21 protein-coding genes are annotated in these 24,804 nt (G+C 63.0%); 13 read left to right on the forward strand and 8 right to left on the reverse strand.

Annotation, left to right across the window (positions count from 1 at the left end):
• The first annotated feature begins 11 nt into the window (after window positions 1–11).
• The 4 genes from OCX61_RS05575 (at window position 12) to OCX61_RS05590 (ending at window position 4,778) form a co-directional block, all read left to right on the forward strand.
• The gene (locus OCX61_RS05575) at window positions 12–446 is read left to right on the forward strand and encodes a DUF1120 domain-containing protein (RefSeq protein ID WP_261942949.1); all 435 of its coding nucleotides are present in this window, start codon (window positions 12–14) and stop codon (window positions 444–446) included.
• A gap of 114 nt (window positions 447–560) precedes the next feature.
• On the forward strand, window positions 561–1,268 hold the full coding sequence (locus OCX61_RS05580; RefSeq protein ID WP_261942950.1) for a fimbria/pilus chaperone family protein: 708 nt from the start codon (window positions 561–563) through the stop codon (window positions 1,266–1,268).
• A gap of 95 nt (window positions 1,269–1,363) precedes the next feature.
• On the forward strand, window positions 1,364–3,664 hold the full coding sequence (locus OCX61_RS05585; RefSeq protein ID WP_261942951.1) for a fimbria/pilus outer membrane usher protein: 2,301 nt from the start codon (window positions 1,364–1,366) through the stop codon (window positions 3,662–3,664).
• Window positions 3,630–4,778, forward strand: a complete 1,149-nt coding sequence (locus tag OCX61_RS05590; protein WP_261942952.1) for a DUF1120 domain-containing protein — start codon at window positions 3,630–3,632, stop codon at window positions 4,776–4,778. Before OCX61_RS05585 ends, OCX61_RS05590 begins: the two co-directional genes overlap by 35 nt.
• 30 nt (window positions 4,779–4,808) lie before the next feature.
• Here OCX61_RS05590 and OCX61_RS05595 read toward each other — a convergent pair whose 3' ends face one another.
• Window positions 4,809–7,397, reverse strand: a complete 2,589-nt coding sequence (locus OCX61_RS05595; RefSeq protein WP_261942953.1) for a glycosyltransferase — start codon at window positions 7,395–7,397, stop codon at window positions 4,809–4,811.
• 132 nt (window positions 7,398–7,529) lie between these two features.
• On the opposite strand from OCX61_RS05595, the gene tcdA reads away from it, so the two are divergent.
• Window positions 7,530–8,339 (forward strand): tRNA cyclic N6-threonylcarbamoyladenosine(37) synthase TcdA, encoded by an 810-nt coding sequence (gene tcdA, locus OCX61_RS05600; RefSeq protein ID WP_060512629.1) that lies wholly within the window; start codon window positions 7,530–7,532, stop codon window positions 8,337–8,339.
• A 110-nt stretch (window positions 8,340–8,449) separates the two neighbouring features.
• Here the strand turns inward: tcdA and OCX61_RS05605 are convergent, their stop codons facing one another.
• The 4 genes from OCX61_RS05605 to OCX61_RS05620 form a co-directional block, all read right to left on the reverse strand.
• Window positions 8,450–8,860 (reverse strand): SufE family protein, encoded by a 411-nt coding sequence (locus tag OCX61_RS05605; RefSeq protein WP_261942954.1) that lies wholly within the window; start codon window positions 8,858–8,860, stop codon window positions 8,450–8,452.
• Complete coding sequence (locus OCX61_RS05610) at window positions 8,857–10,062, reverse strand: aminotransferase class V-fold PLP-dependent enzyme (protein WP_261942955.1); 1,206 nt, start codon at window positions 10,060–10,062, stop codon at window positions 8,857–8,859. Before OCX61_RS05610 ends, OCX61_RS05605 begins: the two co-directional genes overlap by 4 nt.
• Before the next feature lie 122 nt (window positions 10,063–10,184).
• The gene (gene dapD / locus OCX61_RS05615) at window positions 10,185–11,219 is read right to left on the reverse strand and encodes a 2,3,4,5-tetrahydropyridine-2,6-dicarboxylate N-succinyltransferase (RefSeq protein ID WP_261942956.1); all 1,035 of its coding nucleotides are present in this window, start codon (window positions 11,217–11,219) and stop codon (window positions 10,185–10,187) included.
• Window positions 11,220–11,251: 32 nt separating this feature from the next.
• Window positions 11,252–11,599, reverse strand: coding sequence for an ArsC family reductase (locus OCX61_RS05620; protein WP_261944273.1), 348 nt, complete (start codon window positions 11,597–11,599; stop codon window positions 11,252–11,254).
• Window positions 11,600–11,933: 334 nt separating this feature from the next.
• Here OCX61_RS05620 and OCX61_RS05625 point away from each other — a divergent pair, with 334 nt between their 5' ends.
• On the forward strand, window positions 11,934–13,580 hold the full coding sequence (locus tag OCX61_RS05625) for a Na+/H+ antiporter (RefSeq protein WP_261942957.1): 1,647 nt from the start codon (window positions 11,934–11,936) through the stop codon (window positions 13,578–13,580).
• Between the two features lie 55 nt (window positions 13,581–13,635).
• Here the strand turns inward: OCX61_RS05625 and dapC are convergent, their stop codons facing one another.
• The 3 genes from dapC to map are packed head-to-tail and all read right to left on the reverse strand — an operon-like array spanning window position 13,636 to window position 18,386.
• Window positions 13,636–14,832 (reverse strand): succinyldiaminopimelate transaminase, encoded by a 1,197-nt coding sequence (dapC, locus tag OCX61_RS05630; protein WP_261942958.1) that lies wholly within the window; start codon window positions 14,830–14,832, stop codon window positions 13,636–13,638.
• A gap of 30 nt (window positions 14,833–14,862) precedes the next feature.
• Complete coding sequence (locus OCX61_RS05635; protein WP_261942959.1) at window positions 14,863–17,565, reverse strand: [protein-PII] uridylyltransferase; 2,703 nt, start codon at window positions 17,563–17,565, stop codon at window positions 14,863–14,865.
• Window positions 17,566–17,603: 38 nt separating this feature from the next.
• On the reverse strand, window positions 17,604–18,386 hold the full coding sequence (map, locus tag OCX61_RS05640) for a type I methionyl aminopeptidase (protein ID WP_004375406.1): 783 nt from the start codon (window positions 18,384–18,386) through the stop codon (window positions 17,604–17,606).
• 346 nt (window positions 18,387–18,732) lie between these two features.
• Between map and rpsB the strand changes: the two genes are divergently transcribed.
• From rpsB to ispC, 7 genes are all read left to right on the forward strand, one after another.
• Window positions 18,733–19,470, forward strand: a complete 738-nt coding sequence (rpsB, locus tag OCX61_RS05645; protein ID WP_027920037.1) for a 30S ribosomal protein S2 — start codon at window positions 18,733–18,735, stop codon at window positions 19,468–19,470.
• Window positions 19,471–19,653: 183 nt separating this feature from the next.
• On the forward strand, window positions 19,654–20,517 hold the full coding sequence (gene tsf, locus OCX61_RS05650) for a translation elongation factor Ts (RefSeq protein WP_085673257.1): 864 nt from the start codon (window positions 19,654–19,656) through the stop codon (window positions 20,515–20,517).
• A 180-nt stretch (window positions 20,518–20,697) separates the two neighbouring features.
• The gene (pyrH, locus tag OCX61_RS05655) at window positions 20,698–21,441 is read left to right on the forward strand and encodes a UMP kinase (RefSeq protein ID WP_003252294.1); all 744 of its coding nucleotides are present in this window, start codon (window positions 20,698–20,700) and stop codon (window positions 21,439–21,441) included.
• On the forward strand, window positions 21,438–21,995 hold the full coding sequence (gene frr, locus OCX61_RS05660; protein WP_016712934.1) for a ribosome recycling factor: 558 nt from the start codon (window positions 21,438–21,440) through the stop codon (window positions 21,993–21,995). Before pyrH ends, frr begins: the two co-directional genes overlap by 4 nt.
• Window positions 21,996–22,010: 15 nt before the next feature.
• Window positions 22,011–22,766 carry a polyprenyl diphosphate synthase gene (gene uppS / locus OCX61_RS05665; protein WP_261942960.1) on the forward strand — a complete coding sequence of 252 codons (756 nt, stop codon included), beginning with the start codon at window positions 22,011–22,013 and terminating at the stop codon, window positions 22,764–22,766.
• On the forward strand, window positions 22,766–23,581 hold the full coding sequence (locus OCX61_RS05670) for a phosphatidate cytidylyltransferase (protein WP_261942961.1): 816 nt from the start codon (window positions 22,766–22,768) through the stop codon (window positions 23,579–23,581). The genes uppS and OCX61_RS05670 overlap by 1 nt, the downstream gene beginning before the upstream one ends.
• Complete coding sequence (gene ispC, locus OCX61_RS05675) at window positions 23,578–24,768, forward strand: 1-deoxy-D-xylulose-5-phosphate reductoisomerase (RefSeq protein ID WP_261942962.1); 1,191 nt, start codon at window positions 23,578–23,580, stop codon at window positions 24,766–24,768. Before OCX61_RS05670 ends, ispC begins: the two co-directional genes overlap by 4 nt.
• The last annotated feature ends 36 nt before the right edge of the window (window positions 24,769–24,804 follow it).

Below are 24,804 nucleotides of genomic sequence, written 5' to 3' on the forward strand. Positions count from 1 at the left end.
AGCAACTTGCAGTGACCTGTGATGCGCCAGTTCGGTTCGCCTTGCGGGGCGTTGATGGTCGGGCCGGCAGCGCTGACAGGCCTGCCGGCCATACAACGGCATTCGGCCTGGGTACCAATGATCTCGATCAGCGCATCGGTGCTTATTTCCTTTCAACGGTTGCCAACACTTATGTCGCCGACGGCAGTAGATCAGTGACCCGTCTCATCACGGCCGACAACGGCACATCCTGGACGCGGGACAGCAACACCAGGTTTTCGCTCCTGTACAACGGTGCGGAGGGTCGCTTTCATGGCTTTGCGGTAGGCGCAGAGATACCAACCGCCATCAAGCAGTTGACCGCCGACCTGCAGATCGACATGCGCATCGCCGCGCTCAAGGACCTGACGGTCACCGACGACATCACCATCGATGGCGCTTCGACCATTGAGGTGTCCTACCTCTAAGGGCGCTCCGAGTGCGCGCTCGTCGCTACGACGGCAAGTGTCGGCTCGGTCCCCTCTCTGGTTCGCGGCCCTTCAGGGTAGCGAACCTGCCCTTGTATAAAGTCGAGCTTGAGCATGTTGAAGCAATTGCTGTTGAGTGCTGGCTGCGTGCTGCTGTCGGTCAGCGGCGCCCTGGCCGCCGGTATGGTCCCGGAGACTTCCGTGGTGATCGTCGATGAAGCCGAAGGCGAGGCGTCGATCACGGTGCGCAATGATGATCCAACCCCTGCACTGTTACTGGTAACCCTGCAGAACTTGCCGGAGGATGAAGAGCCTCTGCTGTTTCTCACCCAGCCCGCCTGGCGCGTCGAGGCTGGCGAGGAGCAGCGGGTGAGGTTCATGCTGCGCGCTGCCGCGCCACTGCGCACCCAGCGGTTGAAGCGGGTGATATTCGAAGGCGTGCCACAGCAGGAAGTGGCGGGTAAGCGTATTGCCAGGGTTGGGGTCAGTGTGAGGCAGAACCTGCCGGTGATCATTCACCCCAAGGGCCTGGCCCCCAACCGCTCACCCTGGGAGGGCTTGCAGTGGCGCTATGGCAAACAAGGGTTGCAGGTTGATAACCCGACTCCCTATGTGGTCCGGTTGGCGCAGGAAGTAAGGTTGATGCCCGCGAACGAGCAAGGCTACTTGCCTCGCGCTTACATTTTGCCAGGTGAGACGCTTGAGGCTCGGCTGGAATCGCCAGCCCCACAGGGCCCGCAAAGTATCAGGCTGTTTCCGGCCACGGTATACGGCTTTGCCGTGGATGAATTTGAGGCTCCGTTACTCAGGGGCGACAGTTGAATGAGCGTGCCGGGAGCAGCCGAGCGGCACGCTGGCATTGTCTGATGGCGCTCCCTTGGGCCTTTCTATCTGTTGAGTGCAGAGCCAGCGACGGCATGACATTCGATCTCGAACTGTTGCGTCAGCGGGGGGTGAGTGAAGAGCTTGCGGCCTACTTTGGTGACATGCCGCGCTTCACCCCGGGCAATCACATCGTCAGCCTGAAGGTAAATGGCTCACGATCAGGGCAGGTACAGGCACGCTTTCTGGATGATGGCAGCTTGTGCATTGATGCAGGCCTGCTGGACGCGGGAGGGATTCGGTTGCCGTCAGGTTCATTGAATATAAGCCCGGACTCCTGCATCGACTTGTTATCGAGTTACCCGCAGAGCCAGATACAGGCAGACCCTCAATCCGCCAGTGTGACGATGGTGGTGCCTGCGCAAGCCCTGCGCCCGGCCGCTGACGACGGTGATCTTTCGGCTTATGACTCAGGCGGGTTCGCTGCAGTTTTCAACTACGACGTGTCGATGCTCGATACGCGTTTCAACAGTGGCAGCAGCAGGGCCTGGACTGCCCTCACCGAGCCAGGTTTGAATCTGGGGGACTGGATCGTGCGCAGCCGTCAGATTGCCAGTCTGGGGCAACAGGCAAGTCGGTTCAACGCACTGGAAACCTACGCCCAGCGAACGTTCGCCGATCCGGGGACCGTCTTGCAGGTCGGTCAGATCCACATGGGTAATCCCGTGCTCTCCGGCGTTTCAGTTGAGGGTTTTCAGCTGTTTTCCGAGCAGTCGCTGGGGCATCTTCAACAACGACGCGTGGTTCAAGGTATCGCCAAGTCCCAAGCGCGAGTGGAAATCTACCAGCGCAATCGCCTGGTGTATGCCACAGTCGTGCCGCCGGGTCCGTTTTCCATTGATCCCCCTACGCCAGTCGATGCCTTCGCCGAACTGGAGATGGTCATCCATGAAGCGGACGGTGAGGCGCGTCGTGTGACCTTGCCCGCCTCGCCCATGGCGGCGGAGTTGTCAGAGGGATACCAGTTCGGCATCGGCCAACTTCGCCACAGCAGTACGACGTCACCTTGGGTACTCAGTGCCGGGTGGAGCGGGGGGGTACTTGATGGCGTGGCATTGGGGGGTGGTGTGCTTGCCACAGGCAGTTATCAGGCAACAGGGTTTGCTCTGGGCGCTCAGCCGTGGACGCAGGCCCAGATACAGTGGTCGCTGGGTTACTCGCAGCCCTTGCGTCAGGGAGGTGGAGTGCAGAGTCAGGTTACCCTGAACCAGCAGTTTGGCGGCGGGTGGGGGGCGGGCTTGACCTATGGATTGCAGAACCGAAGTTATCAGGACCTTCTGCAGGCGCTTGACCCGTCAGCGCACGTGGGTGGCCTGCGCGATTCCTTCAGCGTCAGCCTGTCATGGCAGGGCACCGGGCTGGGCAACTTCAGTCTCGGTGGCGGCCAGTCGCAAACGCATGATGGCAAGACCAGCAGCCATGCAAGCCTGCGCTGGGAAGCGACATTGCGGCAGGTGTCGTTGAATGCGGGGGTGGAATGGAGTTTCAGGGGGGAAGACGATCGAGGGCGTCTGATTTACGTGAGCGCTAGCTTGCCATTGGCCACCCATCGTCGGCTGAGCACCTCGATCCGAGGTTCGGGTGACAAGTACCGCTCTTCCGTCAACCTGCGCGAGCAGGTCAGCGAATCGTTACGTTATCGCCTCGGTGCCAGCCATGATAGCCATGATTCGGCGCTGCGCCCCAGTGCCGGCGTTTCCTGGTTGGCACCCTTCAGCCAGGTGCAGCTGGACTACACAAAGACTGGCGACTCCGCACGAACCTTGGCAGCCAACCTGCGCGGCGGGGCCGTTGGGCATGCACAAGGCATCACGTTATCGCCCTATGCCATTCAGGACACGTTCGCAGTCATCGAGGTGGGTGATGTGCAAGGCGTGAAAGTCGATACGCCAAGCGGCCCTGTGTGGACCGATGGCGAAGGCCGAGCCATTGCCTCACGGATCAGCCCTTATGCGGATAATCGGGTGCAGGTGCAGCCCCGAAGCCTGCCGCGCAATGTCGATTTGGCCAACAGCCTAGGCATCGTCCGTGCTGGTCGAGGCGCCGTTTCCCAATTGAGTTTCCTTGTCGAACGGACCAGGCGTGTGCTGTTGCAGACGGCACAGGGCGACGGGCCACCCTTGGCGGACAGTTCGATGGTAGTGGATGCCAGCGGAAGCTTCGTGACCATGGTGCAGGCCGGTGGCTTGATATTCCTGCATGACTTCCAAGAGCAGGAGCGCTATCAGGTGACCTCGCCAGACGGCTCTGCTTGCGCCCTTGAATTTACGCTCAGCGACAGCCCTGACCCGGAGCAATATTATGAAGCGACCACCGCACGCTGCCATGCGATCTGAATGCATGGGCACTAAGCTTTGCCTGGCCTTGCTGTTGATGGGCATGAGCTGTGCCGCAGCCGCGCAGGGCTGCCAGATCACGCTCGGCCAGCCCGTGATCGATTATGGCAAGGTCAACAAGACCCAGTTGCACAAGCAAGGCAATCGCTACCTGTTGGGAGAGCGACAGCTGCAACTGACGGTCCAGTGTTCCAGCAAAACTGATATGGTCCTCAGCTATATGGCTGATGCCACTAATGGCGATGCGTTCGGTCTAGGCGAGCAAGGGACATATTCACTGGTGCTCGCTGACGCGCGAGTCGATGGCCGTCCAGTGGCCTTGGGCGCAGCAAGCTCGCGTCGTCCATGGCAGATGAAAGGCGACCAGCTCCAATGGTTACCTGAAATGCAGGTTGCGCCATTTCAGGCGGATGTCCCCCTTCAAGGCACAACGTTCACGGCTCGCCTGAGCGTCACCGGGTGGCTCGACGCAAGGTCGGCTTTGTCCAGCGCTGCCGAGCTGCAAGCTAGCGCCATGGTGGGCGTCGATGGCGCTACCGTGGCCCTGGCATTGCAGGCCAGCGTCGTGCCTGCAGCCTGTAGGTTGCAGCTGGGCAATGACGGTCTGGTGGACTTCGGCGTGATTGAAGCCGGGCAGTTGTCTGCCAGCAATACCAGTACCCTGCGACGGTCTTTGTCCGCCGCTGTGACCTGTGATGGCCCCACTCGGTTCGCCCTTCGCGCGATGGATAACCGCCAGCCGGCAACGGTCAGCCATGTGCAGGGCGCCGAACGTTCCACCCTGTTTGGAGCGGGTAAAAAAGCCAGTGACGACCTGGCGTGGTCATTGCAGTTCGAAGGGACGATCCTGGGTGACGGGCAGGTGTTGCAACCGCTGTATTCCACCCAAGGTGGCGGTGGCTGGGAGCCAACTGCCAAAACGACGTTCTTTCACGTCGACAATCGGTTGCTGGGGTTCGCGAGCAGCGATCGCACTACGGTCGGGCCTGCCTTGATCAGGCAGCTCGACGCAATGCTGATGGTCGAGCTGTACGTCGCGCCTTTGCGCCAGCTCGACCTGCGTGACGAGATGCCCATCGATGGTGCGGCCACACTGGAGCTCGTCTATCTGTGAGGATGAGCTCCAGATGGTCGGCAGTCCAGGTCAAGTGTGCGCGGGTTGCACCTCGGCTACTGGCTTGGGCAGCGAAGACAGAAACGCCATCACCAACGCCGCCGCATACGGCAACGACTGCACCAGCAGCATCGCCACCCAGAAGCGCATGTCCGAACTCGGCAGCCCCTGCACCAGGAAGATCCCGGCCGCCGCGCCCCACAGCAGCAGCATGATGAACAGCTCTTCCCGCGCTTCGGAAATCGCCACCAGCAAGCCATGGCTGTCGGCATTCTTCGGTGTGCGGAAGAACGGCATGCTGCTGGTGAAGAACCCGTACAGCACCGCCTTGGCGATGGTGTGTGACAACGCCAGCCCCGCCAGTGCCGCGGCAAAGGCATCCTTGAGGTTCACCCCCACCGCGCGGCGGTAGAGGAAGATGATCTTGCCGACCTTGAAGAAGAACAGCGCCAATGGCGGGATGGCGAAGATCATCAGCGGCGGGTCGACCCGGTGCGGCACGATGATCATCGCGGCCGACCACAGCAACGCGCCGACGGTGAAGAAGATGTTCATGCCATCGGCGATCCACGGCAGCCAGCCGGCCAGGAAGTGATAGCGCTGGCCCCGGGTCAGCTCGCTGTCCTTGCCGCGCAGCAGGGCGCTGGCGTGGTGCTTGATGATCTGGATGGCGCCATAGGCCCAGCGGAAGCGCTGTTTCTTGAAATCGATGAAGGTATCGGGCATCAGGCCCTTGCCATAGCTGTTATGGGCGTAGGCGGCCGACAGGCCTTTCTCGAAGACGCGCAGGCCCAGTTCGGCATCCTCGCAGATGCACCACTCGGCCCAACCCAATTCTTCCAGTACGCTGCGCCGGGTCATGGTCATGGTGCCGTGCTGGATGATCGCATCACGGTCGTTGCGGGTGACCATGCCGATGTGGAAGAAACCCTTGTATTCGCTGTAGCAGAGTTTCTTGAAGGCGCTCTCGTTCTGGTCGCGGTAGTCCTGTGGCGACTGCACCACGGCAATCTTCGGGTCGGCGAAGTGCGGCACCATGTGCTTGAGCCAGTTGCGGTCGACGCAGTAGTCCGAGTCGATCACCGCGATCACTTCGGCGTCCTTGGCGGTGTGCGGGATCAGGTAGTTCAGCGCGCCACCCTTGAAACCGGCCAGGGGCGCGACGTGGAAGAACTTGAAGCGCTCGCCGAGCTTCTCGCAGTGGGCTTTGAGTGGCTCCCACACGGCAGGGTCCTTGGTGTTGTTGTCGATCACCAGCACTTCATAGTCCGGATAATCCAGCGCGGCGAGGGCGTCGAGGGTCTTTTTGACCATCTCCGGTGGCTCGTTGTAGCACGGCACATGCACAGACACCTTGGGCCGGTAGGCACTGTCGCCCTGCACCGGCAGGAATTCGCGCCGGCGCTTGAGCGTCCACACCGCCTCGGCCAGCTCGTGGGCTTCGGTCATCAGTACGATGAACACGCCCAGCGCGCCCAGCGCCAGCAGCACGCCGACGGTAAGGCTGAACCAGGTGCTGTATTGCTGGCTGTAGTCATAGGCGATCCACACCAGCACCGACCCGCACAGGAAGGTGATGAACGTGAGGAAGGTACGGCCGCGCTGGCGCAAGGCCGAACCATCGATCAGCAGCACGGCCAGGGCGATCATGGCCAGTACCACCGAGGCGACCGCCAAGGCCCGCCACTGCGGGATCGCCACCACCGGCCCCTCGAAGTTGAACTTCTGCTGGCGCTCGGCGTTGTACACGCCCCAGTAGGCGCCCACCGAGCCTTCGTCGTTGGCTTTCCAGGGCTGGTCGTAGGCCTCGATGACGAAGTAGTTGTAGCCACGGCGGTTGAGGGCGTTGACCAAGGTGCGCAGGTAGATGGCCTGGTCGGCCTGGGTGGCGTCGGCACCACCGCGCATGCGGCCGTTGCTCGGCCAGCCGACTTCCGACAGCAGCAGCGGCTTGTGCGAGAACTGGTGGCGCAGCTCGCGGGCACGGTCGAGGACGAACTGCACCGAGTCTTTCATCGGCACGAATTCCCAGTACGGCAGGATGTGCGCGGCGATCAGGTCGACGTGCTTGGCCAGTTCCGGGTGTTCCTTCCAGATGTGCCACTGTTCACTGGTGGTGACCGGCACCTTGACGGCGGCACGAACCCGATCGAGGTACTTGATCAGCTCTTCGGGCGTGACTTCTTCGCGGAACAGCGCTTCGTTGCCGACCACCACCCGCACCACGCTGCGTGAATGGTTGGCCAGCTCGATGCCTTTTTCGATCTCGCGTTCGTTGCGCTCCAGATCTTTGCTGATCCAGATGCCCAAGGTCACGCGCAGGCCGAATTCTTCGGCCAGCCGCGGGATCTCGGCCTGGGTGCCCTCGACGGTGTAGATACGAATGTTGTCGGTGAGCTTGTTCATCTGGTCCAGGTCCTGGCGCATCTCGTCTTCGCTGGGGTACTGGCCCTTTTGCGGGCTCTCCCCAAGGCGGAACGGCGAGTACGAGAAGCCGGAGATCTGTTCCGGCCAGGCAGGTGCGGAGACTGGGCGATTGATCAGCGCCCAGAACCCGGTGAACAGCGCGGCGATGGCCAGGACCACCACCAGGTTGAGGCCGAACTTGCGTGATGACATTGTGGTCCGCTTTTGTCTAAGTGATGGGATATTAAAGCAGTAATGCCAGGGTGTTTCCTAACGATGGAGGTGAAAGCGGCCGCTGGCCTATAATGCGCGCCGATTTTTGCGTATGAGTGTCGGGGTAGCAACATGAGCACAGAGGATCCACGCTTTGCCGGCGTTGCCCGGTTGTACGGCGACGAAGGGCTGCAGCGTCTGAGCAACGCCCATGTGGCGGTCGTCGGCATCGGCGGGGTCGGTTCATGGGCGGCCGAAGCCCTGGCGCGCAGTGGCGTGGGCGAAATCACCCTGTTCGACCTGGACGATGTCTGCGTCAGCAACACCAACCGCCAGGCCCACGCCCTGGAAGGCCAGGTGGGGCGGCCCAAGGTCGAGGTCATGGCCGAGCGCCTTCGGGCGATCAATCCGGCGATCACGGTGCATGCTGTGGCGGATTTCGTCACCCGTGAGACCATGGCCGAGTACATCACCGAACAGATGGATGCGGTGATCGACTGCATCGACAGCGTGATGGCCAAGGCCGCGCTGATCGCCTGGTGCCGGCGCCGCAAGATTGCCATTGTCACCACCGGTGGTGCGGGCGGGCAGATCGACCCGACACAGATCCAGGTCGGCGACCTGAACAAGACCTTCAACGACCCGCTGGCCTCACGGGTGCGCTCGACCCTGCGTCGGGACTACAACTTCTCGCGCAATACCAGCCGCAACTATGGCGTGCCGTGTGTGTTTTCCAGCGAGCAGCTGCGTTATCCGAAGGGGGATGGCAGTGTCTGCCTGCAGAAGAGCTTCGTTGGCGAAGGCGTGCGCCTGGACTGCGCGGGGGGCTTTGGTGCGGTGATGATGGTGACCGCCACCTTCGGCATGGTCGCGGCGAGCAAGGCAATCGAGAAGCTGGTGGCTGGCGCGCGGCGGCCCTCGGAACGAGTAAAACCTGAATAGTTGTGTTGGGTTCTTCGCGGGCAAGCCCGCTCCCACAGGTAAAGCGTTGTCCTGAGGGTTTGCGCTATGTCTGTGGGAGCGGGCTTGCCCGCGAAGCAGACGCAGCCGATTCAGCAGGTGGACGCCAGCTCCGCCATCCGCAGCAACACCGCATGCAGCCCATTGCTGCGCGATGGCGACAATTGCCGCTCCAGACCTAGCCGAGTAAACCACCCAGGCAGATCCAGCTCGGCCAAATCCGCACTGGACAGACCTTGTACACGCACCAGCAACAGGGCCAGCAACCCGCGCAACAACCGCGCATCACTGGCCGCCTTGAATCGCCACTGGCCGTCGTCATGTTCGGCGACCAACCACACCAGGCTTTCGCAGCCATGCACGCGATTGGCCTCGACCTTGTCTGCCTCACTCAGCGGCTCCAGCCGATCACCCCATTGCATCAGCAGGCGCGCCCGCTGCTCCCAGCCGCGGGCCTGTTGGAAACTGGCCAATGCCTCCTGAGCCTGTACCGGCAAACTCATCGCAACAGCTCCAGGCCTTGGTCCAGCGCCTCGAAGAACCGTTGCAGGTCGTCACTGTCGTTGTACAGCCCCAGCGACACCCGGATGGCTCCCTCCAGCCCCAGGCCCTTGAGCAGCGGCATGGCGCAGTGGTGCCCCGCGCGTACAGCAATGCCTTGCTCGGTCAGCATATGGGCGATATCGGCGTTGTGTACCCCTTCGATGACGAAACTGGCCAGGGCCGTTTGTGGTGTGCCAAGGACGCGCACACCCTCGCGGTCGGCCAGGCCACGCAGCAGGTGCTGGTGCAGGCTGGCTTCGTGGGCCTCGACGGCATGGCCATCGAGGCTGGCCAGGTAATCCAGCGTCGCGCCCAGCCCGAGCACCCCGGCAATCGGCGGGGTCCCGGCTTCGAAGCCCAGCGGTGCGGGGCGGAAGCTGGCGCTCTGGTAGTCGGCCAGTTGCACCATTTCCCCACCGAACTGCCAATGACGCAGCAGTTCCAGGGCATGGCTACGGCCATACAGTACGCCGACACCTTCCGGCCCATACAGCTTGTGGCTTGAAAACACGTAGAAGTCGCAGCCCAACTGCTGCACATCATGGCGGCCATGGACCACGCCCTGAGCGCCATCGACCACGGTCAGCGCGCCTTGTGCACGGGCATGAGCCAGCAGCGCAGGCAGGGGTTGCCAGGTGCCGAGCACGTTGGACAGCTGGCTGACGGCGAGCACGCGGGTACGCGGGCCGATCAGCTGCAGCGCCTGGTCCAGGTCGATACGGCCATGTTCGTCCAGCGGCAGCACCACCAGGCGCAGGTCGCGCCGCCGAGCCAGTTGCTGCCAGGGCAGCAGGTTGGCGTGGTGTTCCAGCGCGCTGATGGCAATCTCGTCGCCCGCTTCGAAACGGTGTTCCAGGCCATAGGCCAGCAGGTTCAGCGCCGAGGTGGCGCCATGGGTGAACACGATCTGCCGTGAGTCCGCGGCATTGAGCCAGGCGGCCACCTTGTCGCGGCTGGCCTCGAAAGCCTGGGTGGCCAGCGCGCCGGGCAGGTGCTGGGCGCGGTGCACGTTGGCGGCGCCGTGGCCGTAGTAATGGCTCAGGGCATCGAGCAACGCCTGGGGCTTCTGGGTGGTGGCGGCGCTGTCCAGGTAGGTCTGGTGCTGCCGTTGCAGGGCGGCGATGGCGGGGAAATCGGCGCGCCAGGGGGAGGGCTGGAACATGTTCGCGGGGCCTGGAATGAAAATCGGGTCTGGCGCGTGCACGCCAGACCCGATCTTAACACTTCAGCCCGTCAAGGTCCGCAGTTCGCGGGCAAGCCCGCTTCTGCCAGGGGCAAAGGTTCTCAGTTGTGGGCGTGCAGCGCCTCGTTCAGCTCGATGGCCGACTTGTGGGTCTTGCACTCCACGGCGCCGTTCAGCGAGTTGCGGCGGAACAGCAGGTCGGTCTGGCCGGCCAGGTCGCGTGCCTTGACCACTTTCACCAGCTCGTTGTTCTCGTCGAGCAGGTTCACCTTGGTGCCAGCGGTAATGTACAGGCCGGCTTCAACGGTGTTGCGGTCGCCCAGCGGAATGCCGATACCGGCGTTGGCGCCGATCAGGCAGCCTTCGCCGACCTTGATGACGATGTTGCCGCCACCGGACAGGGTGCCCATGGTCGAGCAGCCGCCGCCCAGGTCCGAGCCCTTGCCGACGAATACGCCAGCGGAAACGCGGCCTTCGATCATGCCCGGGCCTTCGGTGCCGGCGTTAAAGTTGACGAAGCCTTCGTGCATGATGGTGGTGCCTTCGCCGATGTAGGCGCCCAGGCGCACACGGGCGGTGTCGGCGATGCGCACGCCGGCAGGGACCACGTAGTCGGTCATCTTCGGGAACTTGTCTACCGAGAACACTTCCAGCAGCTCGCCCTTCAGGCGTGCTTCCAGTTGCAGTTCGGCCAGCTCGCCCAGGTCGACGGCACCCTGGTTGGTCCAGGCCACGTTCGGCAGCAGCGGGAAGATGCCGGCCAGGCTCAGGCCGTGCGGCTTGACCAGGCGGTGCGACAGCAGGTGCAGCTTGAGGTAGGCCTCTGGAGTCGAAGCCAGCGCGGCGTCTTCGGCCAGCAGGGTGGCGACCAGCGGCTTGTGGCTTTCGGCCAGGCGGGTCAGCAGGGCAGCCTGGGCGGCGTCGACGCCTTTCACGGCTTCGGCCAGCTGGGCGGCCTGGGCGGTGGTGAAGGCGATGGCCTGGTTGCCACCTTCGTAGCCAAGGATCGGCGCTACTGCGGCGACCAGCTCGGCGCTCGGGTTGAGCAGGGGTTGTGCGTAGAACACTTCGAGCCAGGTGCCCTGGCGGTTCTGGGAGCCGACACCAAAGGCCAGGCTGAACAGGGTATTGGACATGTGATTACCTCGTGCGAAATAGGGTAGGGGGCTCAGGCCAGCGCGGCGGCGTACAGGTCGGGCTTGAAGCCGATCAGCGTGCGCTCGCCAAGGTCGAGCACCGGGCGCTTGATCATCGACGGCTGGGCGTGCATCAGTTCGACGGCCTTGGCCTGGTCGAGGTCGGCCTTGCTGGCGTCGTCGAGCTTGCGGAAAGTGGTGCCGGCACGGTTGAGGATGACTTCCCAGCCGTGTTCGTCGCACCAGCGGTTCAGGCGGTCGCGGTCGATGCCTTGGGTCTTGTAGTCGTGAAATTCGTAGGCGATGGCTTTGTCTTCGAGCCAGGTGCGCGCCTTTTTCATGGTGTCACAGGCTTTGATGCCGTAGAGCGTGTAGGTCATTGTGTGCATTGAGGCCACAGGCTGCCCCAATCTCTCCATTTCCGAATGTCAGTTGCGGGATTATGCGGGAACGATTGTATGAGCGCCACGGTGTCGGCATGTCTTGGGTATCTGGGCGCCTGTGGGATCGCGCGCCGCCCGCGCGGCGCTCGATTTGCGCAACCCCACCGCCCTCAAGGCATGCACCTCCTAAGTATCATCGTGTTACATATTCATCCACCACCTGCGACTATCGTGCAGCGGTCGCGTTTCGCCATACCCCGCTAACATATTGTTTCAATGGCGATCTCTCGCCACCGCTATCGTTTTTGGTTCACAAAGGAAGCTTTCACGGATGCAGTCCGCCTACACCGTCCTCATCCTGCTGACGCTGGTAAGCGTGTCGAAACTGGTCGGGCGGGTGATCCCGTTGCCGCTGCCACTGGTGCAGATCGCCGCCGGCGCGCTGCTGGCGTGGCCGACGCTGGGCCTGCATGTGGCCCTGGACCCAGAATTGTTCCTGTTCCTGTTCTTGCCGCCACTGCTGTTCGCCGACGGTTGGCGCATCCCCAAGCGCGAATTGTGGCGCATCCGTGGGCCCGTGGTGGCACTGGCCGTGGGGTTGGTGCTGTTCACCGTGGTCGGCGCCGGGTACTTCATCCACTGGCTGCTGCCGAGCATTCCACTGCCGGTGGCCTTCGCCCTGGCCGCCGTGCTGTCGCCCACCGATGCCGTGGCGGTGTCGGCCATCACCCAGGATCGCTTGCCAACCCCGCTGATGCACATGCTGCAAGGTGAGGCGCTGATGAACGATGCCTCCGGTCTGGTGACGTTCAAGTTTGCCCTGGCCGCCGCCATCACCGGGGCGTTCTCGCTGGCCGATGCCAGCTTCAGTTTCGTGCTGGTCGCCCTCGGTGGCCTGGCGGTGGGGGTGGGCCTGAGCTGGCTGATCGGCCGCCTGCGGGCCTGGATGATCGCCCGTGGCTGGGATGACCCGGCCACCCACGTGGTATTCATGCTGCTGTTGCCATTTGCCGCCTATGTGCTGGCTGAACGCCTGGGCGTGTCGGGCATTCTCTCGGCGGTGGCCGCCGGCATGATGCAGAGCTGGCTGGACCTGTTGCCGCGCCAGACCAGCACGCGGCTGCTCAACCGCAGCGTCTGGTCGCTGCTGGAGTTCGCCTTCAATGGCCTTATCTTCCTGCTGTTGGGCCTGCAGCTGCCGGACATCATCAAGGCCGTGGTCAGCCACGAGACCACCGTCTGGCCGACCCTGGCCTGGCGTTGCCTGGATGTGCTGGCGATCTTTGCCGCGTTGATTGTGCTGCGGTTCGTCTGGGTGCAGAGCATCTGGCGCTCGATTGGTGTGGTCCGTCGCTGGCGCGGCAAGCCGGCGCTGGTGTTGATGCCCACTGCGCGCTCCTGCTGGCTGCTGACGTTGGGCGGTGTGCGGGGGGCGGTGACCCTGGCGGGTGTGATGTCGGTGCCCTTGCTGATCGGCGCGGGCCAGGCGTTCCCTGAGCGCGACCTGCTGATCTTCATTGCTGCCGGGGTGATTCTGCTGTCGCTGATCAGTGCCTGTATTGCCCTGCCGTTTTTGTTGCGCGGGATCACCAAGAGCCCGGACGAACGGCTGCATCAGGAAGTGCAGGAAGCCTGGCGGCGTACGGCCGAGGCGGCGATCCATGCGCTTGAGGCTGAAGAAGTGATCGATGCCAGCGCGCCTCAGGATGCGGCCCAGGCGACCTTGGCCACGGAGTTGAAGGCGCGGCTGATGGCCGAATACCGGGATGAGCTGGACAGCTACAACGACACGGCCGAGGCACGGGCACTGGCCGAACAGATGGACTTGCTGGAGCGGCGTTTGCGCTTGCGTGCGCTGCGGGCGCAGCGGCTGGAGCTGTATAACCTGCATCGCCAGCATCTGGTGGGGGATGAGGTGGTCAGGCAGGTGTTGGGTGAGCTGGATCTGAGTGAAGCCAACCTGGGGCAGGTCAGGTAGATCTGCTTGAGGTCATTCGCGGGCAAGTCGGGGCGCAAAGCGCCCCCAGATGCAATCAGCGGTTTTGCAGGAAAGCGCGAATCCGCTCGGCGGCCTCGATGCACTCGGCCAGCGGCGCAACCAGCGCCATGCGCACCCGGCCAGCGCCCGGGTTCACACCATTTACTTCACGCGACAGGTACGACCCCGGCACCACGGTCACGTGCTGGGCCTCGAACAGGTCGCGGGTGAACTCGGCATCACCTCCCGGCACCTTGGCCCACAGGTAGAAGCTGCCATCTGGGCGTTGCACGTCGAGCACGGGCTGCAGGATGTCGAGTACGGCATCGTACTTGGCACGGTACTGGTCGCGGTTCTCACGCACATGCGCCTCGTCCTGCCAGGCGGCGATGCTGGCCAGCTGGGTCTGCACCGGCATGGCACAGCCATGGTAGGTGCGGTACAGCAGGAACGGCTTGATGATCGACGCATCACCGGCGACGAAGCCCGAACGCAGGCCCGGCAGGTTGGAGCGCTTGGACAGGCTGTGGAACACCACGCAGCGCTTGAAGTCACTGCGGCCGAGCTCGGCGCAGGCGCTCAGCAGGCCCGGTGGCGGCGCGTCTTCGTCGAAGTAGAGCTCGCTGTAGCACTCGTCGGCGGCGATCACGAAGTCGTGCTCATCGGCCAGGGCGATCAGCTTCTTCAGAGTGTCCATCGGCACCAGGGCGCCGGTGGGGTTGCCCGGCGAGCACAGGAAGAGGATCTGGCAGCGCTTCCAGACGTCGGCCGGCACGGCGTCGAAGTCGGGGTTGAAGCCGTTGTCTTCCAGGCAGGGCAGGTAGTGCGGGGTGGCACCGGCCAGCAGGGCTGCGCCTTCGTAGATCTGGTAGAACGGGTTGGGGCTGACCACCAGGCCGTCATCGGCGCGGTTGACCACGGCCTGGGTGAAGGCGAACAGGGCCTCACGGGTGCCATTGACCGGCAGGATATGGCGGTCGGCATCCAGCCAGCCGGTTGGCACGCCGAAGCGGCGCTCGCACCACTGGCCGATGGCCTGGCGCAGGGCCGGCAGGCCGATGGTGCTCGGGTACACCGCCAGCTTGTCGAGGTTGTCAGCCATGGCCTGGGCGACGAACGCCGGCGATTCGTGCTTCGGCTCACCGATCGACAGGGCGATGGCGCGTTTGTCCGCCGCAGGCTTCACAGTGCCCAGCAGGGCGCGCAGTTTCTCGAACGGGTAGGGCTGAAGCTGGGTCAAGGCATGGTTCATCGGCGCAAGGTCTCGTCAATCGTCTAATCGTTAAAAAGTCACGCGGGTGGGGCTGGCATCGCTGGCCTGGCCGGCCTGCAGCTGCTGCACGATGGCTTCCTGCAGGCGGCTGCACAGCTGCGGGTCGGACAGCGGCTGGTTGTCGGCATCGGTGATGAAGAACACGTCCTCCACCCGCTCGCCGAGGGTGGCGATCTTGGCGTTTTGCAGCGACAGGTCGAACTCCAGGAAGATCCGCCCGATGCGTGCCAGCAGACCAGGACGGTCCGGTGCAGTGATCTCGAGGATGGTCACTGGGCGCTGGGCATCGTTGAGGATGGTCACCTGCGGCGGGAAGTTGAAGTGCTTGAGCTGGCGCGGCACCCGGCGCTGGATGATGGTCGGGTAGTCCTCCGGGTTGCGCAGCGCTTCGGTCAGGCCGTCGCGGATCTGCTTGACCCGTTGCGGGTTGTCGCCGATCGAGCCGCCGTCGTTGTCGAGCACGATGTAGGTGTCGAGGGTGAACTGGCTGCTCGAGGTGATGATCCGCGCATCATGGATGTTCAGGTTCAGCTGCGACATGGCCGCCACGGTCACGGCGAAGAAGTCGTGCTGGTCGGGTGCGTAGATGAAGATCTGCGTGCCGCCCTCGAATTCGCGTTGGGTGGTTTCCTTGATCAGCACCAGCGGCCCGCCATCGGCCGGTTGCTGGAGGATGGCGTCGCTGTGCCAGGCCACGTCGGCGGCGGTGTGCTTGAGGAAGTAGTCATCGCCCAGCTGCGACCACAGTTGCTCGACGTCATCCGGGTCGGTGCCCTCGCGCACGAGGATGTCCAGCGCGGCGGATTGGGTCTGGCGGATCTGTTCCTCGCGGTCCAGCGGGTTTTCCAGGCCGCGACGCAGGGCGCGCTTGGTCTCGGTGTAGAGCTGGCGCAGCAGGCTGGCGCGCCAGGAGTTCCACAGGCTGGGGTTGGTGGCGTTGATATCGGCCACGGTCAGCACATAGAGGTAGTCCAGGCGTGTCTCGTCGCCCACGTGCAGGGCGAAATCGTTGATCACCTGCGGGTCGGACAGGTCCTTGCGCTGGGCAGTGGTCGACATCACCAGATGGTTCTGCACCAGCCAGACGATCAGCCGGCTGTCCCAGGCCGGCAACTGGTGGCGTTCGCAGAACTTCTGCGCATCCACCGCGCCGATCTCCGAGTGGTCGCCCTGGCGGCCCTTGCCGATGTCGTGGTACAGGCCGGCCAGGTAGATCAGTTCGGGCTTGGGCAGGCGGCCCATGAGCTTGCTGGCCAGCGGGAATTTCTCGGACACCGGCGTGTACTGCAGCTTGCGCAGGTGCTTGATGAGGTTGAGGGTGTGCGCATCGACCGTGTAGATGTGGAACAGGTCATGCTGCATCTGCCCGACGATCAGGCCGAACTCCGGCAGGTAGCGGCCGAGAATGCCGTAGCGGTTCATCCGCCGCAGGTTGCGGTGGATGCCGATCTCGCACTTGAACAGTTCGATGAACAGGCTGGTGTTGCGGATGTCCTTGCGGAAGGTGTCGTCGATCAGGTGCCGGTGTTCGCGCAGCAGGCGCACGGTATCGGCGCGTACGCCCTTGATCTCAGGGTGCTGGGCCATCAGCACGAAGATCTCCAGCATGGCGAACGGGGTACGCTTGAACACGTTCGGCTTGACCGCTTCGATATAACCGTCATGCAGGCGGAAGCGGGCGTTCAGCGGCTGGGTGGTGCCGCTGTCGTCATCGGCAAGGATGACTTCTTCGAAGTGCTGGATGATCAGGTCGCACAACTGGCTGATGCTCATCACAACCCGGTAGTACTGCTGCATGAACTGTTCGATGGCGCGCTTGGGGTTGTCGTCGCTGTAGCCGAGCAGCGCGGCGATGCTGCGCTGGTGGTCGAACAGCAGGCGGTCCTCGGCGCGGCCGGCGAGCATGTGCAGGGCATAGCGCACTTTCCACAGGAAGTCCTGGGACGAGGCCAGCAGTTCGTTCTCGCTTTCCAGCAGGAAGCCTTCGCCGGCCAGGGCGTGCAGGTTCAGCGTGCCGTACTGGCGACGGGCTACCCAGAGCACCGTCTGGATGTCGCGCAGGCCGCCGGGCGAGCCTTTGACGTTGGGCTCGAGGTTGTATTCGGTGTCGTTGTACTTGTGGTGGCGGGCCTTGAGTTCGGCGCGCTTGGCCAGGAAGAACTCCTTGCTCGGCCACATGTAGGTGGTGCTGGTCACCTCGAGCATGCGCTGGCGCAGCTCTTCGGGGCCGGCAATGGTGCGGCTTTCCATCAGGTTGGTGATCACCGTCAGGTCAGCGCGGGCCTGTTCGGCGCACTCGCCAACGGTGCGCACGCTCTGGCCGACTTCCAGGCCGATGTCCCAGAGCAGGGTGAGGAAGCGCTCGATGGCCTCGCGGTACTGCTCATGCTCGGCGGCGCCGAGCAGGATCAGCAGGTCGATGTCCGAGTGCGGGTGCAGTTCACCGCGGCCATAGCCGCCAACCGCCACCAGGGCGATACCGCTCGGGTCGCCCCAGTCGAACTGGTTCCAGGCCTGTTGCAGGATGTTGTCGACGAGCCAGGCACGGGCTTCGATCAATGGGCGGATTTCGCAGCCCGTGCGAAAACGCCTGTCGAGCACCTCGCCGGCCTGGCGGATGGCTTTCTTGAAGGCGGCGATGGGGCTCGCCTTGAGGGCCAGTTCCGCCTGGAACTGGCCACGGTCGAACAGCTCGGGATCCACCTGGGGCATTGCGTCGCGTTCCTGTCTAGGGGTTGCCTTGGGTGCAATCAGGCCGAGGTGCGCGGGATGGTGTCGTCCTTGCGCAGGGTGAAGATCTCGTAACCGGTAGCCGTCACCACCAGGGTGTGCTCCCACTGGGCCGAGAGCTTGCGGTCCTTGGTGATGGCGGTCCAGCCGTCGCCCAGCACCTTGGTGTCGGCCTTGCCCTGGTTGATCATCGGCTCGATGGTGAAGGTCATGCCTTCCTTGAGCTCCATGCCGGTGCCGGCGCGGCCGTAGTGGAGGATCTGCGGCTCTTCATGGAACACCTTGCCGATGCCATGGCCACAGAACTCGCGCACCACGGAGAAGCCGTTCTTTTCGGCGTGCTTCTGGATCACTTCACCGATGTCGCCCAGGCGGCAACCCGGCTTGACCAGCTCGATGGCCTTGTACATGCATTCCTGGGTGACCTTGGACAGGCGCTCGGCCCAGACCGGTACGGTGCCGACGTGGAACATGCGGCTGGTGTCGCCGTGGTAGCCGTCCTTGATCACGGTGACGTCGATGTTGAGCGTGTCACCGTCCTTGAGCGGCTTGTCGTTGGGGATGCCGTGGCAGACCACATGGTTGATCGAGGTGCAGATCGACTTCGGGTAGCCCTTGTAGTTGAGGGGCGCCGGGATGGCCTGCTGAACGTTGACGATATAGTCGTGGCACAGGCGGTCGAGCTCTTCGGTGGTGACACCGGGCTTGACGTGTTCTTCGATCATTTCCAGCACCTCGGCGGCCAGGCGGCCGGCGATGCGCATCTTCTCGATGTCTTCTGCAGTCTTGATGGTGACGGTCATTACAGGCTCTCTACGGCGCCGCAGGCGGCGCGAACAAACGGGAAAGGCCGGATTCTAGCAGAGCAGGGCGGCATTCTGTCGGGATAAAGGCGGCCATGCTGTGGTCTATAGAAGGCATTCTGGCCTGTTTGCCAGGGTGCTGCAAAAGCTGCTGACGGACGCAACCTGATTCGGGTTCCGTTCGCTCGCGGTCTGTGGTATAAAATGCGCCGCTTTCGGGGACGACCCCGTCAGCTCCAAACCCACACACGTGTCGACACGATGACCTGGGTGCCCCGGATCGAATGGTTCGTGGGTTGGTCATTGGGATACGTGGAGGCCCAACCCGACTTATCAAGGAACTATCATGTCCCAAGTCAACATGCGCGATATGCTGAAGGCCGGTGTGCACTTCGGCCACCAGACCCGTTACTGGAACCCGAAAATGGGCAAGTACATTTTCGGCGCGCGTAACAAGATCCACATCATCAACCTGGAAAAAACCCTGCCGATGTTCAACGACGCTCTGTCGTTCGTAGAGCGCCTGGCCCAGGGCAAGAACAAGATCCTGTTCGTCGGCACCAAGCGTTCCGCCGGCAAGATCGTTGCCGAGCAAGCTGCTCGCGCAGGTTCGCCATACGTTGACCACCGTTGGTTGGGCGGCATGCTGACCAACTACAAGACCATCCGTGCTTCGATCAAGCGTCTGCGCGACCTGGAAACCCAGGCCGAAGATGGCACCTTCGCCAAGCTGACCAAGAAAGAAGCTCTGATGCGTTCGCGCGATCTGGAAAAGCTGGACCGCAGCCTGGGTGGTATCAAGGACATGGGCGGCCTGCCTGATGCCCTGTTCGTGATCGACGTTGACCACGAGCGCATTGCTATCACCGAAGCCAACAAGCTGGGCATCCCGGTTATCGGCGTTGTCGATACCAACAGCAGCCCAGAAGGTGTTGACTTCGTTATCCCAGGTAACGATGACGCCATCCGCGCTATCGAGCTGTACATGACTTCGATGGCTGACGCCGTCATCCGCGGCCGCAACAACGTTGCCGGCGGCACTGAAGTCTACGCTGAAGAAGCGGCTGCACCTGCTGCTGAGTAATAGGCGCTAGCGTCTACTTGGCACGCGAAAAGGGGGCTCTGCCCCCTTTTTGCCACCTTGAAATCCTGCTGTCAGCAACGGCCCCGCATGATGGGCGAGCTGATATAAAGCAGCGATTTGCAGAATTTAACGCCCGTGACGAACGGGTGGAATGGTTGAAAAACTTTCCAAGAGGATTTTGAAATGGCAGCAATTACTGCGGCGCTGGTCAAAGAACTGCGCGAGCGTACCGGCGAAGGCATGATGGATTGCAAAAAGGCCCTGGAAAAGGCCGGCGGCGACATCGAGAAAGCCATTGACGACATGCGTGCCTCGGGCGCCATCAAGGCCGCCAAGAAGGCTGGCAACGTCGCTGCTGAAGGCGCTATCGCCGTCAAGACCGACGGCAAAGCCGCCGTTCTGCTGGAAGTGAACTCGCAGACCGACTTCCTGGCCCTGCAAGACGACTTCAAGAACTTCGTGGCCGAAAGCCTGGAAGAAGCCTTCGCTCAGAAGCTGACCGACGCTGCTCCGCTGATCGCTTCGCGTGAAGCTGCTCGTGAAGCCCTGGTCGCCAAGTGCGGCGAGAACGTCAACATCCGTCGCCTGGTGCGCGTTGAAGGTGACGTCGTTGGCGCTTACCTGCACGGCAACAAGATCGGCGCTGCCGTTGTCCTGAAGGGCGGCGACATCGAGCTGGCCAAGAACATCGCCATGCACGTTGCAGCTTCGAACCCAGAGTTCCTGGATTCGTCGGAAATCTCCGCCGAGGCCATCGAGCGCGAGAAGGGCGTCTTCCTGCAGCTGAACGCTGACAAGATCGCCGGCAAGCCGGAAAACATCGTTGAAAACATGGTCAACGGTCGTATCGCCAAGTTCAAGGCCGAAGCCTCGCTGAAAGAGCAAGCCTTCGTCATGAACCCAGAAGTCAAAGTTGGCGAGCTGGCCAAGAAAGCCGGCGCTGAAATCGTTTCCTTCACCTACTTCAAGGTTGGCGAAGGCATCGAGAAGCCAGTCGACGACTTCGCTGCTGAAGTTGCCGCTCAGGTAGCTGCTGCCAAGCAGTAAGACAGCCCCGTCTGTCGCCCCAAAGAGGCTGCCCGCTCACGCGCGCAGCCTCTTTGTCAAAACGGCAAAGGGTTTATAAGGCCCGATGCTGCTGGCACCAAAACGGTGCCACGCTACAGTTAGCAAGCCGAAAACGGCTCGCACGAATTTTCTAAAAGTACGCCGCAGGAGAGACTCGCAATGGCTCAGCAGGTGAGTGGTCGCCAACCTCGCTATAAACGCATTTTGCTCAAACTTAGCGGCGAGGCCCTGATGGGCTCGGAAGACTTCGGGATCGATCCGAAGGTGCTGGATCGCATGGCCCTTGAAGTCGGCCAGCTGGTAGGGATCGGCGTTCAGGTCGGCCTGGTGATTGGTGGTGGCAACCTGTTCCGCGGCGCAGCGCTCAGCGCAGCCGGCATGGACCGTGTCACCGGCGACCACATGGGCATGCTGGCCACCGTGATGAACGGCCTGGCCATGCGCGACGCGCTGGAGCGTTCGAATATCCCGGCCCTGGTCATGTCGGCCATTTCCATGGTTGGCGTCACCGATCATTACGATCGTCGCAAAGCTATTCGCCACCTCAACTCCGGGGATGTGGTAATTTTCTCTGCTGGTACCGGCAACCCGTTCTTCACCACCGACTCTGCAGCCTGCCTGCGCGCCATCGAAATCGATGCCGACGTGGTGCTGAAGGCGACCAAGGTCGATGGCGTGTACACTGCCGACCCATTCAAGGATCCGCACGCCGAGAAGTTCGATCACCTGACCTATGACGAGGTCCTGGATCGCAAGCTGGGTGTGATGGACCTGACCGCAATCTGCCTGTGCCGTGACCACAAGATGCCATTGCGGGTATTCAACATGAACAAGCCTGGCGCCCTGCTGAACATCGTGGTGGGTGGCGCTGAAGGTACTCTGATCGAGGAAGGCCAAGCATGATCAACGACATCAAGAAAGACGCGCAGGAGCGCATGGGCAAGTCCATCGAAGCCCTGGCTCGCAACCTGGCGGCGATCCGTACCGGTCGCGCCCACCCAAGCATCCTGGACAGCGTCAAGGTCACGGCCTGGGGTAGCGAGATGCCGCTGAACCAGGTGGCTGCGATCACCGTCGAAGACGCCCGCACCCTGAAGATCGTCGCTCACGACAAGAACCTCAGCGCTGCCATCGAAAAGGCCATCCTGACCTCCGATCTGGGCCTGAACCCGTCCAGCGCCGGTACCACCATCCGTGTACCGATGCCGGCCCTGACCGAAGAGACCCGCAAGGGCTACACCAAGCAGGCCAGCGGCGTTGCCGAAGACGCCAAGGTGGCCGTGCGCAACGTGCGCCGTGATGCCCTGGGTGACCTGAAGAAGCTGACCAAGGACAAGGAAATCAGCGAAGACGAAGAACGTCGCGCCGCTGATGAAATCCAGAAGCTGACCGACAAGTTCATTGCTGAAGTCGATGCTGCTTACAAAGCCAAGGAAAAGGACCTGATGGCCGTTTAAGGCCGAGGTTTTTTAATGGAAAAGTCCAAGTTGGCGGCACCATCGTCGGTGCCGCGTCATGTCGCGATCATCATGGATGGCAACAACCGCTGGGCGAAGAAGCGCCTTTTGCCCGGCGTCGCCGGGCACAAGGCCGGCGTCGATGCGGTGCGCGCAGTCATCGAGGTGTGTGCCGAATCCGGGGTCGAAGTGCTGACCCTGTTCGCGTTCTCCAGTGAAAACTGGCAGCGCCCGGCCGACGAGGTTGGTGCGTTGATGGAGCTGTTCTTCTCGGCCTTGCGCCGTGAGGCCCGGCGCCTCAACGAGAACAACATCAGCCTGCGCATCATCGGCGACCGTTCGCGCTTCCACCCCGAACTGCAGGCTGCCATGCGCGAAGCCGAGGCGCTGACGGCAGGCAGTAACCGCTTCATTCTGCAGATCGCCGCCAACTACGGTGGCCAGTGGGACATCGCCCAGGCTGCCCAACGCTTGGCGCGTGAAGTCCAGGCCGGCCATCTGCGTCCGGACGACATCACTCCGGGCCTGCTGCAGACCTGCCTGGCCACTGGCGAGCTGCCATTGCCCGACCTGTGCATCCGCACGGGTGGCGAGCACCGCATCAGCAATTTCCTGCTGTGGCAGCTGGCCTACTCCGAACTGTACTTCTCCGACCTCTACTGGCCGGATTTCAAACACGAGGCCATGCGCAAAGCCCTGGCCGATTTCGCTTCGCGCCAGCGCCGCTTCGGTAAGACCAGCGAGCAGGTCGAGGCTGGAGCTCGTGCTTAATGCTTAAACAACGCATCATTACTGCGCTGATCCTGTTGCCGGTCGCGCTGGGTGGTTTCTTCCTGCTCAACGGCGGGGACTTCGCCCTGTTCATCGGCTTCGTGGTGACCCTCGGTGCCTGGGAGTGGGCGCGTCTGGCCGGGCTTGTGGCCCAGCCTCTGCGCATCGCCTATGCCGCCGTGGTCGCCGGAGCGCTGATGCTGCTCCATCTCATGCCGGACCTGGCGCCCTGGGTGCTCGGGGCTTCAGTCATCTGGTGGGGGCTGGCCACCTGGCTGGTGCTGACCTATCCACGCAGCAGCGAGCTGTGGGCCAGTGCGGCCTGCAAGCTGCTGATCGGCCTGCTGATCCTGCTGCCGGCCTGGCAAGGGCTGATCCTGCTCAAACACTGGCAGCTGGGTAACTGGCTGATCCTGTCGGTCATGGTGCTTGTGTGGGCGGCCGATATCGGTGCCTATTTCTCCGGCCGTGCCTTTGGCAAGCGCAAGCTGGCGCCGCAGGTGAGCCCAGGCAAGAGCTGGGAAGGCGTCTATGGTGGCCTGGCGGTCAGCCTGGTGATCACCCTGGTGGTCGGCATCAGTCGTGACTGGGGCTTTGGCCAGCTTCTGCTGGGGCTGCTGGGCGCCGCGCTGGTGGTCATGTCGTCGGTTGTCGGCGATCTGACCGAAAGCATGTTCAAGCGCCGTGCCGGTATCAAAGACAGCAGCAACCTGCTGCCTGGTCATGGTGGTGTGCTTGATCGGATCGACAGCCTGACGGCAGCGATCCCGATCTTTGCCGTGCTGCTGTGGGCGGCTGAATGGGGTGTGATGTGAGCAGCGTGCAGCGTATTACCGTCCTGGGTGCTACCGGCTCGATCGGTCTCAGCACCCTCGACGTGATTGCACGGCACCCCGAGCGATATCAGGTTTTCGCGCTCAGCGGCTATTCGCGTATCGACGAGCTGTTGGCCCTGTGCGTCAAGCACCGTCCGGTGTATGCCGTGGTGCCCAGTGGCGAGGCCGCTGCGCGCCTGCGTGATGGCCTGGTGGGTGCCGGCTGCGCTACGCAGGTGCTGGAGGGGGAGGCAGGCCTCTGCGAGGTCGCAGCCGCCCCTGAAACGGATGCGGTGATGGCGGCCATTGTCGGTGCTGCCGGGCTGCGCCCGACCCTGGCTGCGGTCGAGGCGGGCAAGAAGGTATTGCTGGCCAACAAGGAAGCGCTGGTGATGTCCGGCGCGCTGTTCATGGACGCGGTGCGGCGCAGTGGTGCCGTGCTGCTGCCGATCGACAGCGAGCACAATGCGATCTTCCAGTGCCTGCCAGGCGATTATGCCCGTGGCCTGAGCCAGGTCGGCGTGCGCCGTATCCTGTTGACTGCCTCGGGTGGGCCGTTCCGCGAGACGCCCCAGGCCGCCCTGGTCGATGTCACGCCGGAGCAGGCCTGTGCCCACCCCAACTGGTCCATGGGCCGGAAGATTTCGGTGGACTCGGCCAGCATGATGAACAAGGGCCTGGAGCTGATCGAAGCCTGCTGGTTGTTCGATGCGGCGCCGGCCAAGGTCGAAGTGGTGGTGCATCCGCAAAGCGTGATCCACTCGCTGGTCGACTACGTCGATGGTTCGGTGTTGGCCCAGTTGGGCAATCCGGACATGCGTACCCCGATCGCCAACGCCCTGGCCTGGCCGGAGCGTATCGATTCCGGGGTTGCGCCGCTGGACTTGTTCGCCGTCGCGCGTCTGGACTTCCAGGCGCCGGACGAGCAGCGCTTCCCCTGCCTGCGCCTTGCGCGCCAGGCGGCCGAGGCTGGCAACAGCGCGCCTGCGGTGCTCAATGCGGCCAACGAGGTCGCAGTCGAGGCATTTCTCCAGCGGCGTATCCGCTTCCCGGAGATCGCGGGTATGATCGAACAGGTGCTTGATCAGGAACCTGTGGTGCCGCTGCTGTCGCTGGAGGCTGTGTTCGCTGCCGATCAGCGCGCCCGCGAGCTGGCTCGCGAGTGGCTGAGGCGTCACGGCCGCTGAGGCTGGTGGTTCTGCCAGGGTTCTGCTGAACGTCAT

It is taken from the genome of Pseudomonas sp. LRP2-20 (assembly GCF_024349685.1).
Lineage (GTDB): Bacteria > Pseudomonadota > Gammaproteobacteria > Pseudomonadales > Pseudomonadaceae > Aquipseudomonas.